Annotated in this window: 9 protein-coding genes and 1 other RNA gene; 2 read left to right on the top strand and 8 right to left on the bottom strand. The window is 59.4% G+C overall.

What is annotated here, in order from left to right; genetic code table 11:
• Positions 1–152 precede the first annotated feature (152 nt).
• Together PFAS1_RS20805 and dnaX are read right to left on the bottom strand one after the other, a co-directional pair.
• Positions 153–491 carry a YbaB/EbfC family nucleoid-associated protein gene (locus PFAS1_RS20805; protein WP_008028561.1) on the bottom strand — a complete coding sequence of 113 codons (339 nt, stop codon included), beginning with the start codon at positions 489–491 and terminating at the stop codon, positions 153–155.
• 67 nt (positions 492–558) lie between these two features.
• A complete protein-coding gene (gene dnaX, locus PFAS1_RS20800) occupies positions 559–2,598 on the bottom strand; it encodes a DNA polymerase III subunit gamma/tau (protein WP_076030356.1) in 2,040 nt (679 codons plus the stop codon).
• 144 nt (positions 2,599–2,742) lie between these two features.
• Between dnaX and PFAS1_RS20795 the strand changes: the two genes are divergently transcribed.
• Complete coding sequence (locus PFAS1_RS20795) at positions 2,743–3,492, top strand: substrate-binding periplasmic protein (RefSeq protein WP_076030355.1); 750 nt, start codon at positions 2,743–2,745, stop codon at positions 3,490–3,492.
• 141 nt (positions 3,493–3,633) lie between these two features.
• On the opposite strand, the gene PFAS1_RS20790 is transcribed toward PFAS1_RS20795, so the two are convergent.
• On the bottom strand, positions 3,634–5,334 hold the full coding sequence (locus PFAS1_RS20790; RefSeq protein WP_076030354.1) for a putative bifunctional diguanylate cyclase/phosphodiesterase: 1,701 nt from the start codon (positions 5,332–5,334) through the stop codon (positions 3,634–3,636).
• A gap of 283 nt (positions 5,335–5,617) precedes the next feature.
• On the opposite strand from PFAS1_RS20790, the gene PFAS1_RS20785 reads away from it, so the two are divergent.
• The gene (locus tag PFAS1_RS20785) at positions 5,618–5,932 is read left to right on the top strand and encodes a helix-turn-helix domain-containing protein (protein WP_074875068.1); all 315 of its coding nucleotides are present in this window, start codon (positions 5,618–5,620) and stop codon (positions 5,930–5,932) included.
• Positions 5,933–6,115: 183 nt separating this feature from the next.
• Here the strand turns inward: PFAS1_RS20785 and ffs are convergent.
• The 5 genes from ffs to smc all read right to left on the bottom strand — a co-directional run bounded on the left by ffs (position 6,116) and on the right by smc (position 14,891).
• An RNA gene (gene ffs, locus PFAS1_RS20780) (signal recognition particle sRNA small type) lies at positions 6,116–6,212 on the bottom strand.
• Between the two features lie 193 nt (positions 6,213–6,405).
• Positions 6,406–7,572 (bottom strand): zinc-binding metallopeptidase family protein, encoded by a 1,167-nt coding sequence (locus PFAS1_RS20775; protein WP_076030353.1) that lies wholly within the window; start codon positions 7,570–7,572, stop codon positions 6,406–6,408.
• 155 nt (positions 7,573–7,727) lie between these two features.
• Entirely contained in the window at positions 7,728–10,085 is a 2,358-nt protein-coding gene (gene ligA / locus PFAS1_RS20770; RefSeq protein WP_076030352.1) for an NAD-dependent DNA ligase LigA, read from the bottom strand.
• Between the two features lie 204 nt (positions 10,086–10,289).
• The gene (gene zipA / locus PFAS1_RS20765; protein ID WP_074875062.1) at positions 10,290–11,144 is read right to left on the bottom strand and encodes a cell division protein ZipA; all 855 of its coding nucleotides are present in this window, start codon (positions 11,142–11,144) and stop codon (positions 10,290–10,292) included.
• Positions 11,145–11,402: 258 nt separating this feature from the next.
• Complete coding sequence (gene smc / locus PFAS1_RS20760) at positions 11,403–14,891, bottom strand: chromosome segregation protein SMC (RefSeq protein ID WP_076030351.1); 3,489 nt, start codon at positions 14,889–14,891, stop codon at positions 11,403–11,405.

Here is a 14,891-nt window from a genome sequence, read left to right as displayed (position 1 = left end):
CCGGGACGCTCGGCGTCCCTAGCGAAGCGGACGCAGAGCGTCCATTGAGGCATTCCCACGCAGAGCGTGGGAACGATCGGTGCGGCAGAAACAAAAATGCCAGGCGCGATGCCTGGCATTTTTTTGTAGCCTGTCCGAAACGCTTCAGCGCATCAGAATGGCAGCTTCATACCCGGTGGCAGTTGCATGCCAGCGGTCATGCCGGACATTTTGTCCTGGCTGTTGGCTTCGATCTTGCGCACGGCATCGTTGACGGCGGCGGCGAACACAGCCTCCAGCATCTCTTTGTCGTCTTCGCTCAAGCCTTCGACCAGGCTTGGATCGATGGTCACGCGCTTGACGTCGTGACGACCGGTCATCACCACGGTGACCATATCGCCACCGGCTTTGCCGGTGACTTCGGCGTTGGCCAGTTCTTCCTGCATCTTGGCCATTTTTTCCTGCATCTGCTGTGCCTGCTTCATCAGGCCGGCCATGCCACCTTTCATCATGGGAATCACCTCAAAAGTACTTGGATAAATACAGCGCCCGGTCTTTTCGGCCGAACACCTTCAGTTATTAGCCCTGAGTGACCAGGGTCTCGACAGGTTCAATAGTATCGTTACGGACCACCGCACCGAACTGCTGCATCATTTGCTGGATGAACGGATCACCGTGAATCGACTCTTCGGCTTCGCGCTGACGGTTCGCACGGCGACGGGACGCGGCCTGGGCCGGGGTTTCCTGCTCGGGCTTGATCAGCTCCATGCGCAAGGTCAGCGTACGCCCGTGAAACTGGTTCAAGGCATCGTTCAAGCGGCGCTGTTGAGTCGCGTTGAACAGCGCGCTGTGGGCCGGGTCGAGGTGCATCAGCCAATTGTCACCCTCGACGGCGATCAGCGTGCAGTTGGCGGCGATGCTGCCGGTCATGCCGGAGATCGGCAGTTTCGGGAACAGCTCCAGCCATTGCGCCGCCAGACCGGTGGCCGGCATGGCGGCCGGTTCAGGTTCGGCTTCCGGCGCAGGCTCGGCGGTGTGTTCGCTGGCCAGTTCATCGAGGTAGCTGTAAGCCGACTCCATGTCCGGCTCGATATAGTCCTCGTCCAGCGGCGGCTCGTCGTCCAGGTCCATACCCGGCGTCGCGGCATCGACGTCGGCCACCGACGGCTCTGGAATCGGCGCAGCGGCCCACTCCGGCGCGTCAGGCACCGCGCTGTCCGGCGTCGGCAAAGGCATCGGCGGCAATTCGGGCTGTTCGCTCGCGGTTTCCAGCACCGGCTCGACGGCAGGCTGCTGAACGACTTCGGGTTCTATCGGGTCGTTCCAGGGCAAATCGACAACGGCTTCGACCGGTGCTGCGTCAACGACAGGCTCAGGCGCAACGACGGGCGCAACCGGCTCAGGCGCAACGGGTGCAACTGCCACAGCGACTACCGGCGCAACAACCTGCGCGGCAGCCACTGAATTTGCGGAATCAACTGTGGCCTGGCTGATCCCCACTGTCTTTAGCGGTTGCCTCGGGGCGTCCGCGGTGTCTGCCGGGCGGAACGCCAGCATCCGCAACAGAACCATTTCGAAGCCGCCGCGAGGGTCCGGCGCCAGCGGCAAGTCGCGGCGACCGATCAGGCCCATCTGGTAATAGAACTGCACGTCTTCGGCCGGCAATGCCTGGGCCAATGCCAGCACCCGGTCACGGTCGCCATGACCGTTGTCGACGCCTTCAGGCAGGGCCTGGGCGATGGCGACACGGTGCAGCACGTTGAGAATTTCCGAAAGCACGCCGTTCCAGTCCGGGCCTTGTTCGGCCAGGTGACGGACGGCTTCGAGCAAGGCCTTGGCGTCGCCTTCGATCAGCGCATGCAGGACATCGTAGACCTGACCGTGATCGAGCGTGCCAAGCATCGCCCGTACGTCGGCAGCCATGACTTTGCCTTCACCGAAGGCAATGGCCTGGTCGGTCAGGCTCATGGCGTCGCGCATCGAACCGTCGGCAGCACGGCCCAGCAACCACAGTGCATCCTCTTCGAACGGCACGTTCTCGACACTCAGCACGTGGGTCAAATGCTCGACCACGCGCTCGGGAGTCATGTTTTTCAAAGAGAACTGCAGGCACCGCGAAAGAATCGTTGCCGGAAGTTTCTGCGGATCGGTGGTCGCCAGGATGAACTTGACGTAGGGCGGCGGCTCTTCAAGGGTTTTCAACAGCGCATTGAAGGAATGGCTGGAGAGCATGTGCACTTCGTCGATCAGGTAGACCTTGAAGCGCCCGCGGCTCGGCGCGTACTGAACGTTGTCCAGCAGTTCGCGGGTATCCTCGACCTTGGTCCGGCTCGCGGCGTCGATCTCGATCAGGTCGACGAAGCGGCCTTCATCGATCTCGCGACACACCGAGCACTCGCCGCAAGGCGTTGAAGTGATGCCTGTTTCACAGTTCAGGCATTTGGCGATGATCCGCGCGATAGTGGTCTTGCCGACCCCGCGGGTGCCGGTAAACAGATAGGCGTGGTGCAGCCGCTGGCTGTCCAAGGCATTGATCAGAGCCTTGAGCACATGGGTCTGGCCGACCATTTCGCGGAACGAGCGCGGACGCCATTTACGTGCAAGAACCTGATAACTCATCGAAAACCGTCGCAACGAAGGAACACAAGCGGCTAATGCTAGCGGAGCAAGGCCAAAATTGCATCCGGTGCGCTCGTCTAATCTGGCTAAGATGGTCTTTTGGGGGCTTTTATCGGCTCGGGTTTTATCAGTACCGGAGCGTTTATGCGGCTGGCCTTTGGGGCACTGCTATTGATCAGCCTGAATATCGCTGGCGCCGAACCGCCATTGCGCTTCGTGGTGCCCGACAGTTGGGCGATGCCGATGACGCAACTGGAACGCGGGCATCCGACCCAAGGCATCCTGCACGACGTGATGGTCAGCCTCGCGACCCAGGTCGGCATGCCGGCCGAATTTCACGTGCTGCCGCGGGCGCGGGTGCAACACGCCATGGAACACGGCGAGGTCGATATCCGCTGCTATGCGGCGCAGTCCTGGCTGCCGAATCAGTCCGGGGACTACATCTGGAGCATCCCACTGTGGTTTCAGCGCGACATGCTGATCAGCCGGTCCGATCCGCTGACCTCAGTGATACCTGCGGACTTGTCGCAACAACCCATCGGCACGGTACTCGGCTACAGCTATCCGACCCTGCAACCGCTGTTTGACGCCAGCCGACTGCATCGTGAAGACGCGCGCAACCAGGAGCAGGTGCTGGAAAAACTCCTGGCCGGACGCTATCGCTACGCCGTGAGCAATCAATGGACGCTGGACTGGTTCAACCAGCGCCTGCTGTCTGGCCGGCAACTGCAAGGCGTGGCGGTCTTGCAGGAACAGAGTGTCGGTTGTTATGTGCGCAACGATCCCAAAGTGCCGGTGCAGCGAATTTTGCGCACCTTGGTGCGAATGAAAATGTCCGGGGAAATCGACGACATCATTCGGCTCTATATAGGTTCCGAGCCGAGCACACCCTAAGCGATCTTTCTGATAGATACCGGCCCCTGTGGGAGCGGGCTTGCTCGCGAAGGCGGTGTGTCATTCAGCATTGATGTTGATTGATACACCGCCTTCGCGAGCAAGCCCGCTCCCACAAGGTTCGGTGTTGATCATAAAACTTCAGCCTGCTTGATCCAGCACCTGCCATTGCGGCGGCGCTACAAAACCCTCGACCCAGCCCGGTACTTCGGCGGGCGGCATGGGCCGGGCGATGAAACAGCCTTGAGCCACTTCACACCCCAGGCGCAGCAGCAATTCACCTTGTTCGATACTTTCCAGCCCTTCGGCGATCACCTGGCGGCCAAAGGCCCGAGCCAGGCCAATGACCGCCATGGTCAGGGCCAGATCATCACGATCGTTAACGATGTCGCGCACAAACGACTTGTCGATCTTGATGGTTTGGGTCCGCAAACGCTTGAGGTAGCTCAGGGACGAATAACCGGTGCCAAAGTCCCCCAGTGAAAACTGCACCCCCAGCGCCTGACAGGCCTGTAAACAAGCGCTGACATGCTGAATATTCTCAATCGCCACCGACTCGATGATTTCCAGATCGAGCATCTGCGGAGCCACCTGGGCATGCCGGGCGAGCACATGTTTGAGCCGGTCGACAAAATCCGCGCGCTGGAAATGTCGTGCCGCAATATTAATGCTGACTGGCCAGCCCTGCCCCGCTTGCTGCCAATGGTGCAACTGCGACAAGACCTGATCCATCATCCACTCACCAATTTCGATGATCAGGTCCGTTTCTGCCACCAGCGGCAAAAACTCACGGACCGGCACCATGCCGCGTTGCGGATGCTCCCACCGCAACAACGCCTCGAAGCCGACAACCTCGCCGAGACGCATGTTCACCTTGGGCTGGAAATGCACACGCAACTCACCGCCAGCCAGCGCCTGGCGCACTCGCCCGACCGTTTGATGAGTGGCCTTGACCTCCTGATCCCGCGACACATCGAACAAATGAAAGCGATTTCGACCGCGTTGTTTCGCCACGTACATGGCCTGATCGGCATGACGCAACAGGGTTTCAGCATCTTCATTGTCGTCGGGGAACAAGGTGACGCCGATACTGGCAAACACATTGACGTCTTTGCCATGCAACAAGTACGGGGCCGAAATGGCGCCGAGCACCCGGTTCAACGCCGCACGCAGTTCCGGCAGGTCTCGCACGTAGCGCAGCACCAGCACAAACTCGTCACCGGCCAACCGTGCCACCACATCCTCGCCGCGAACGATGGTTCGCAAACGCTTGGCCACTTCGACCAACAGCAGATCGCCGCTGGCATGCCCGTAGCCATCGTTGACCGCTTTGAAACCGTCGAGATCGAGCATGCAAACTGCCAGCGGGATGTTTTCGTGACGGGAAAACTCCAACGCCTGATCCAGCAAATCCGAGAGAAACGCGCGATTCGGCAGCCCGGTCAGCACGTCATGCCCCACCCGCCATTGCAGTGAATGCAGCAACTGGCGTTTTTCGCTGATGTCGAAACGAATCGAAAGATAACGGTCAACCCGCCCGGTGGCGTCATCGAGCACCGGCACCATGGTGCTGTCGACCCAATACAGGCTGCCGTCCTTGGCGCGATTACAAATCTCGCCTTTCCAGACCTTGCCCAAGGCGATGGTGCGCCACATAGCCGCGAAGAAATCGGCGGAGTGCAGACCCGAGTTGAGGAGACGATGGTTCTGCCCGAGAAGTTCTTCGCGGCTGTAGCCGGATACGGCACAGAACTGATCATTGACGTGGGTGATCCGGCCGCTCAGATCGGTCTCGGAAAAAATCGCGGCGGCATCCACGGCCCTGCGGTATTTCTCATCCATGAGTCAGGCTCGCTGTGGCTAGCGGTGATACCGCTCGACCAGTGCAGGATGCCCGGAAGAGATGTTTGAATAGATAATGCGCAGCAACACGATATCACTCCATGAACAGCGTTTGATGGCCTCCTGACAGCAGAGATCAACTAACCTTAAAGGCCCCAAATCTCCATTTCGCGCGGCGATTCTACGAAACGCATCACATTTTGCAAAGCAAGGTGATGGATCATGCAGTTGTCTAATGCAAAAATCTATCGTTAAGTTCTTGATTCTAAATGGGAATTAAGCGATGCAAATTTCAAGTTTGGGTGCGGCCATTCGGCGCTACCGCAAGGTCGCTGGGCTTACTCAGGCTGAACTCGGTGAAAAAACCGGTTTTGACCCCAAAACCATCAGCCGCTTCGAAACCGGCACCTACACCCCCAGCGTAGAAACCTTGTTCCTGTTTGCCGATGTGTTGGGTGTGAAGCTGAAAGTCTTTTTCGCAGATTTAGGCGATGAAGATGAACAGCGGGCGTATCTGTTCGGTGTCATACATAAAGCCACCCCGAAGGATCTGGGAAAGCTGATTGCAGCGGTTGACCAGGCCTTGTCCAAGCCTTAGCACCAAAAAATAAAAAAGGAGGCCGAGCTGTCGCACTCGACAGCTCGGCCTCCTTTTATATGTACGCCCTGAAAAGCGGAAACGAGAAAACACCGCCCTGGACGAGATCCATGGCAGAGCAACAGGTATGTGTTTTTGAGACAGATAACGCGAAAGAGGATTCGCGGTGCGTTATGGAGGCAACCCCACCAGCCACACCCCGGCACACAATGTTCCCGCTGTGGCTGCTTCCTTCCGGATCTGACCAGGTTCACGGGTAATCGTTGCGGGGGGACCGATGGGGTCACCATAACGACGCTCACCTGACGGCGAGCCGCGCCATTGTACCTATCTGAGACGAAGTTACAACCGTTCGATCCAGATTAAAAATATGAATCAGGTCAAGGACATGCACAAGGCGCGAAACTCCACTGTCCATGGCAGCCTCGCTGGCTCGACAGCTGCTGCAAAGTGAATGCAGTGCTCGGCAGGCTCTACAAGTCCTGCAACACCTCATCCGCCCGGCCGCCCTCCTGCTGGATCACCAGGTGGATGAAGTGCAGCTTGGCGATCACTGCCGGCGGCAGGACAAACGGATAGAAATCCGGCTGCCCCATGCTGCGCGACAATTCATTGAGCATGCCCGCCAGTTCGATCCACGCATTGACGAACGACAGGAACGCCGCGCCGCCGGGATGCTGTGGGTCGTAGAGGGTACTTGGAGGAAACGGCTGATAGTCGAAATCCATCTCCCGGGCACTCATTCCGAACCCCAACGCCGTATCCACTGCATCCATCATGTGCAGGTAGTGAGCCCAGGTTTCGGCCCAATCCTCCCACGGATGCATGGTCGCGTAGGCACTGACGTAATGTTGCTGCCAGTCAAGCGGTGCGCCTTGCTGGTAATGCCGTTCGAGAGCGTCGGAGTAGCTGGCGCGCTCGTCGCCGAACAGGCTGCGAAACGGTTCCAGCCAATGACTGTTGGCGATCAACCGATCCCAGTAGTAATGCCCGACTTCATGCCGAAAATGCCCGAGCAGCGTGCGATAAGGTTCGTGCATCTGCACCCGAACCTGCTCGCGATGAGCGTCGTCGGCTTCCTTGATATCGAGGGTGATCAGACCGTTGGCGTGACCGGTGGTTGGCGGCTTGCCTTCGAGGTCGACACCAATGAAATCGAACGCCAGCCCCGTCTCTTCGTCTACGGTTTTGGGAATCACCTGTAAACCCAGGCTGACCAACTGTGCGACCAGTCGCCGCTTGGCCGTTTCAACCTTGCGCCAGCGTTCGTGGTTTTCGGCAATCGACAGGTCGGGAATGGTGTGGTTCAGGCTACAGGCGATGCATAACGCATCGTGGTCATTGGCGGGCAATAGCCAATTGCACGCGGCCGGGGAATCGAGGTTGGCGCAGCGGCGAAAGACCCCAGCGTCGGGATCGGCGTCGAGCAACCAGGTATCAGCCTGCAAGCCGGGCTGCAGCGACGACAGGCGACTTTGCTCCGGTTGATAACCCAACGCCGCGGAACACGCCAGGCACTGGCTGTTACGAAAAAACAGCGACTGCCCGCAACGGCACTGCCAGACCTTGCTGTTGCGCGAGCTTTCGCCGATGAAAGGCGCGGCGATGCGTGAACTGAGCTGTTCGAAGAAGCGGTACATGACGATCTCTCCCTGAGGCTTGCCAAGACTAGATCATTACTCGCGGATGATCGTTCCCACGCTCTGCGTGGGAATGCCGCCCCCGGACGCTCCGCGTCCGCTGTGACGCAGAGCGTCACGGGATGCGTTACCACGCGGAGCGTGGGAACGATCGACTAAACAGAAATACCGTGTTTTTTCAGGAAGTCGACAAACGCTTCTTCATCGAGCACTTTCAATCCCAGCTCATTAGCCTTCGTCAACTTGGAACCTGCACCCGGCCCTGCCACCACACAATGGGTCTTGGCCGACACAGAGCCCGCCACCTTGGCACCGAGGCTTTCAAGTTTGTCCTTGGCGATGTCGCGGCTCATCAACTCCAGCGAACCGGTCAGCACCCAGGTCTGCCCGGCCAGCGGCAAGCCTTCGACGACTTTCTTCTCGCTCTGCCAATGCATGCCGAAATCGCGCAGCTGTTTCTCGGCGGCTTCGGCAATCTGGCGATTTTGCGCAACCGCAAAAAACTCCCGGACCGAAGTGGCCTGTTTTTCCGGCAGTGCCTGGCGCATATCCAGCCAGTCGGCGCTGAAAACACCTTCAAGCGAACCAAACTTGTCCGCCAGCTTCTGCGCCCCGCCCGGCCCGACCGAAGGGATGTGCAGCTTGTCGAGGAAGCCACCCAACGTAGTGCTGGCGGAAAACTCGGCACCAAGTTCTCCCTGATCCTGAATTTGCAGGCCGTGCTTGAGCAGATTCTTGATCACCTGCTGGTTATGCGCATCTTCAAAGAAGCTGTGAATCTCATGAGCGACTTCCAGGCCCACATCCGGCAAATACGTAAGCACTTGCGGCAAGGCTTGCTGAACCCGCTCCAGCGAGCCGAGAGAACGCGCCAGTACCTTCGCCGTCTCTTCGCCGACATCCGGGATTCCGAGGGCGTAGATGAAGCGCGCCAGGCTTGGCTTCTTGCTGTCTTCGATGGCGCTGAGCAAGTTCTTGCTCGACAACTCGGCAAAGCCTTCCAGATCGACAATCTGTTCGAACGTCAGCGCGTACAAATCAGCCGGCGAACTCACCAGCCCTTCGTCCACCAGTTGCTCGACGCTCTTCTCCCCCAGGCCTTCGATGTCCATGGCGCGGCGAGAGACGAAGTGAATGATGGCCTGCTTGAGTTGCGCACCGCAGGCCAGACGACCGACGCAGCGGTACACCGCGCCCTCGCTGACGGTCTCGCGACCTTTGCTGCGCTTGACCAGTTGCGTGCGCTCGACATGCGAGCCGCAGACCGGGCATTTCTCGGGAATCTGTACTGGCCGTGCGTTGTCCGGACGGCGCTCGATGACCACTTGCACCACTTGCGGAATCACATCGCCCGCGCGACGGATGATCACGGTGTCGCCAATCATCAGGCCCAGGCGCGCCACTTCGTCCATGTTGTGCAACGTCGCATTAGCCACGGTCACACCCGCGACCTTGACCGGCTTCAAGCGCGCCACAGGCGTCACTGCACCGGTACGACCGACCTGGAATTCCACATCAAGCAACTCAGTGAGTTCTTCCATCGCCGGGAATTTGTGCGCGATCGCCCAGCGCGGTTCGCGAGCACGGAAGCCCAGCTCACGCTGAGAGGCAATGCTGTTGACCTTGAACACGACGCCGTCGATTTCGTAGGGCAGCGAATTTCGGCGCTCACCGATGTCGCGGTAATAATCCAGGCATTCAGCGATGCCGTGAGCCAGTTTCAACTCATGGCTGATCGGCATGCCCCAAACCTTGAGCTGCTTGAGATTGCCAATGTGCGTATCCGCAATGTCGGCCGAAATCTGACCGAGGCCATAGCAGCAGAACTCCAGCGGACGGTTGGCGGTGATCTTCGAATCGAGCTGGCGCAAGCTACCCGCCGCCGCGTTGCGCGGATTGGCGAAAGTCTTGCCGCCGACTTCCAGCTGCGTGGCGTTGAGGCGCTCGAAACCGGCCTTGGACATGAACACTTCGCCGCGCACTTCCAGGGTCGCTGGCCAGCCCGTACCGTGCAGCTTGAGCGGAATGTTGCGCACGGTACGGACATTGACGCTGATGTCTTCGCCGGTGGTGCCGTCGCCACGAGTCGCGCCGCGCACCAATACGCCATCCTGATACAACAAACTGACCGCCAGGCCATCGAGTTTGGGTTCACAGCTGTATTCCACCGCCGCGCCGCCGCCGAACAAGTCGCCCACCGGCAGGTCGAGACCTTCGGTTACCCGCCGATCGAACTCGCGCATGTCGGTTTCTTCGAAGGCGTTGCCGAGGCTGAGCATCGGCACTTCGTGACGCACCTGAGTGAACGCCGACAGCGCCGCACTGCCGACGCGCTGGGTTGGCGAGTCGCTGGTGATCAGTTCGGGATGGGCCGCTTCGAGGGCCTTGAGCTCGTGGAACAACCGGTCGTATTCGGCGTCCGGAATGCTCGGCTCGTCCAGCACGTGGTAGCGATAGTTGTGCTGATCGAGTTCAGCGCGCAGCTCTAAAATGCGGTTTTTGGCGGCGGTCATGGGTGTTCTCTCATAAAGCAAAAGAGCAGCCGAGGCTGCTCAATTTTCTAATCACGATAGCCTGATGGCTTGCACTTTGTGGCGAGGGGGCTTGCCCCCGTTCGGCTGAGAAGCAGTCGTAGACCCAGCGAATGCGGTGTCACTGAATGGGGCCGCTTCGCAGCCCAACGGGGGTAAACCCCCTCGCCACAACAGCCCTTTGAATCAACGCTTCTGGGTCAGGGCGCGGCGTTCGAATTCAACGATGCGCTGACGGTAATGCTCAATCGTCTGGGCGGTCAGCACGCTGCGCTGGTCGTCTTTCAGTTCGCCGTTCAGCTCCTGGGACAGTTTGCGCGCCGCGGCCACCATCACGTCGAAGGCTTGCTTGGGATGACGCGGGCCTGGCAGACCGAGGAAGAAGCTCACTGCCGGTGTGCTGAAGTGGTCGATGTCGTCCAGATCGAAAACGCCCGGCTTGACCGCATTGGCCATCGAGAACAGGACTTCGCCATTGCCAGCCATGCTTTCGTGGCGGTGGAAGATGTCCATCTCGCCGAAACGCAGACCGCTTTCCAGAATGTTCTGCAACAGCGCCGGACCTTTGAAGCCGGCGGCGTCGCGGCAGATCACGCTGATCACCAGCACTTCTTCGGCTTGCGGTTGTTCCTTCTCGCTGGTCGAACTCGACGCCTTGGTGTCATCCGGGAAATCGTCGTCCCGACTGCTGAAGCTCGGGCCGCCGTCCAGATCCAGACTGAGGTTCATGTCGCCTTGCGAAGGCTCGCCATGGCCACGCTTGCCGCGCTTGGAACCCGACTCACGCGGCTCACGGGCAGGCATGCTCACCGACGGCAGATCGTGCTCGTCCAGTTGCGGCTCTTTATGTGTGTCCAGCACACGGGGCGGGCCCAACAGCTCGGCGCTGGTGTCCTCGTCCGGCAAGTTGGACAAACTTCGGTCGAGACGGAATTTCAGTTTCCCCTTGCCGCCGCGCATGCGACGCCAGCCATCGAAAAGAATACCGGCAATGACAATAATGCCGATGACGATCAGCCACTCGCGCAGACCGATTTCCATGTAATCCCGTGCCTCTATAAAAAATGCTGAAAAATAAGGGGTTTACATTGTGTAAACCGCTTTAAAACGTGGCGCCAACTCTATGTTCTGACAGGCGTTTTGCCCACGTATACGAAAAATTGACATTAAACTAGCACGACCAAAGGCAACTTTACACCGTCTGTCACAATGGCTTGCGCGAATATGTCGATTGGCCAGCAAGTCAGGACAGGTAAATAAGTCCTACAACTCACAAATACCTCTCCTACAAACGCCGACTCAGGCATCCACCATCGCCATCGCCTCCTCGACATCCACTGCCACCAGACGCGAGCAACCCGGCTCGTGCATCGTCACCCCCATCAGTTGCTCGGCCATTTCCATGGCGATCTTGTTGTGGGTGATATAGATGAACTGCACCGTCTGCGACATCTCCTTGACCAGCCGTGCGTAGCGTCCAACGTTAGCGTCATCCAATGGCGCGTCAACCTCATCGAGCATGCAAAACGGCGCCGGATTCAACTTGAAGATGGCAAAAACCAGAGCCAGGGCTGTCAGGGCTTTTTCGCCACCGGAGAGCAAATGGATGGTGCTGTTCTTCTTTCCTGGCGGCTGCGCCATGATCGTTACCCCTGTATCGAGTAGATCTTCGCCCGTCAGTTCCAAATACGCGCGTCCTCCACCGAAAACTTTTGGGAAAAGGGCCTGTAAACCGCCATTGATCTGATCAAAGGTATCTTTGAAGCGGTTTCGGGTTTCCTTGTCGATCTTGCGAATCACGTTCTCGAGCGTGTCCAGCGCTTCCACCAGATCGTCGTTCTGCGCATCCAGATAACGTTTACGCTCGGATTGTTGCTGATATTCGTCAATGGCCGCCAGGTTGATCGCACCGAGACGCTGAATCCGCGCGGCGATGCGTTCGAGTTCTTCTTCGGCGTCTTTCTCGTTGGCGTCGGCCACCAGGGTGGCGAGCACGCCGTGGAGGTCGTAACCGTCTTCCAGCAACTGATCTTCCAAGGTCTTGCGGCGCACGGTCAGGGCCTGCCATTCCATGCGCTGGGTTTCCATCTGCCCCCGAATCAACTGCGATTGCTGCTCGGCCTGGTTGCGACGTTTTTCCGCATCGCGCAATTCGCGGTCAGCGTCTTCCAGAGCGATCTGCGCCGTCTTGAGTTCTTCGTCGACGGTCATGCGCTTGTCGAGCAGTTCTTCAAGTTTCAACCGCAGTTCTTCCAGCGGCGCCTCGCCCTCTTCCAGGTTCAGACTGAGCTGTTCGCGCTTCTCGGTCAGGCGCTCGGATTGCATTTCCAGCCGCTCCAGCGCCTGACGCGTCGAGTCGTGCTGCGCCTTGAGCGAACCCAGACGCACCGCCAGTTGATGGGCGTGATCCTTGTGCTGCCGGGCTTCCTGGCGCACCCGATCGAGTCGCTCGCGCAAGCTGTCGCGCTGGGCCAGCAGTAACTCGCGCTGCTCGGTGTCCAGCGCCATGCTGTCGAGGGCTTCCTGCAATTGCAGACGCGCCTCGCCGATATTTTCGTGCTCCAGAGCGCGTTGCTCAGCCAACTCCGTGAGCTCTTCGTCCAGGCGTGTACGGCGCAAGGTCAGTTGTTCGGCCTTGGCTTTGCCGGCGGACAACTGGGCTTTCAACTCACCTTGCTGACGGGCTTCGTCTTGCAGCAGACGGCGCAGATGCTCGCGACCGTTTTCCTGCTGACGCTGTTGCGCCCTGAGGTTCTGAAGTTGGGTTTCCAGGGTTTCGACCGTGGCTTCGCGCTCTTCGCGCTCAAGGCCCAGACGCTGGATTTCCTGACCACGAGCCAGCACGCCGCTTTCCGCTTCGCTGGCACGGCGGACACGTAAAAAGTGCCGACCGACCCAATAACCATCGCGACTGATCAGGCTTTCGCCAGGTGCCAATTGACCACGCAAGGCCAAAGCCTGTTCAAGACTGTCGACCGGTTTGACCTGCCCCAGCCATGGCGACAAATCAATCTGCGCCTCGACCTTATCGAGCAAGCTGCTCGCCACTCGCACGCCATCGCTGCCGGGACTGAGCAAGCGTAAATCGCCCTGGGCAAAACCGGCCAGATCGAAATCGCCGAAGTCATCCACCAGCACCGCTTGCAGGTCGGCGCCGAGCACGGTTTCTACCGCCAACTCCCAACCGGCGTCGACTTTCAGGCCTTCGGCCAGACGCGGTCGGTCGGCCAGATTCTGTTCACGCAACCATTCGGCGGTGCCGGTGCCCGGATCGAGTGCGGCTTGTTGTAAGGCTTCAAGGGAGGCGAGGCGACCGTTCAGACGCTGTAAATCGCCCTGAGCCTGTTGCTGCGCCGTCAGCGCGTGCTGCAATTCCTGACGCAGTTGTTCAAGCTTTTCGACCTGAGCTTGTTCACTGGTCTGCAAATCCTCAAGCGTCGCTTCGGATTCAGCGAGCTGCTCGCTGAGCTCCATGATCGCCGCATCTTCCGGGTCTGCCGAGAGCAAGGCCCGCTCTTCGCCGAGGCGTTTCTGACGATCAGCCAGGCGCTCCATGCTGGTTTCCAGCTGCTGGATGCGCGACTGCTGAACTTCGGATTGGCGACGCGGTTCGGCGGCCGTCAGGTTGAAGGTGTCCCATTGCTCTTGCCAGGCGTGCATGGTGGTTTCGGATTCTTCCAGCGCGGCGGCAGCCTCTTCGGCGGCGGCGCTGGTGATTTCCTGTTCGGGGGTGAGCATGTCCAGCTCTTCGCCCAAGGTCAGCAGCAAGGTGCGGTCGTGACCCAGGTGCGACTCGGTTTCCAGGCGCGCACGCTCGGCTTCTTTCAGATCGTCCTGCAGTTGGCGCAGGCGTTGTTGACCGTGCTGGATGCTTTGTTCAACCCGGGCAATGTCGCCGCCGACCGAATAGAAGCGCCCCTGCACCAGATTGAAGCGTTCGGACAGGTCGTGATGCCCGTCCCGCAAGCGTTCGATAGCCGCATCGGCATTACGCTGTTCGGCCACCAACGCTTCGAAGGTGACTTCCTGATTGCCGATGATCGCTTCGCGCTGACCGACCTGTTCATTCAACGCCTGCCAGCGCAGGGCCGACAATTGGGCCTTGAGCTGACGCTCCTCGCCCTTGTATTCCTGATACTTCTTGGCGGCCTCGGCCTGGCGGTACAAGCGTTCAAGCTGACGCTCGAGCTCTTCGCGCAGGTCGGTCAGGCGGGCCAGGTTTTCGTGGGTGCGGCGAATGCGGTTTTCGGTCTCGCGCCGGCGCTCCTTGTACTTGGAGATGCCCGCCGCTTCTTCAATGAAGTTGCGCAGGTCTTCGGGTTTTGACTCGATCAGCTTGGAGATCATCCCCTGCTCGATAATCGAGTAGCTGCGCGGGCCCAGGCCGGTACCGAGAAAGATGTCAGTGATATCGCGACGGCGGCATTTGGTGCCGTTGAGGTAGTAAGTGGTCTGGCTGTCGCGGGTCACTTTGCGGCGAATGGAAATTTCCGCGTAGGCCGCGTATTCGCCGAGCAGGGTGCCGTCGGAGTTATCGAACACCAGCTCGATGCTCGCCTGGCTCACCGGTTTACGGCTGGTCGAGCCGTTGAAGATGACGTCGGTCATCGACTCGCCGCGCAGGTTCTTGGCCGAACTCTCGCCCATCACCCAGCGGACGGCGTCGATGATGTTCGACTTGCCGCAACCATTGGGCCCGACCACCGCCGCCATGTTACTGGGGAAGTTCACCGTGGTCGGGTCGACGAAGGACTTGAACCCCGCCAGCTTGATGCACTTTAGCCGCAC

Source organism: Pseudomonas frederiksbergensis (assembly GCF_001952935.1).
Taxonomy (GTDB): Bacteria; Pseudomonadota; Gammaproteobacteria; order Pseudomonadales; family Pseudomonadaceae; genus Aquipseudomonas; species Aquipseudomonas frederiksbergensis.
The sequence above is the reverse complement of the archived record's forward strand: the minus strand, read 5'-3'. Positions and strand labels throughout refer to the sequence as shown.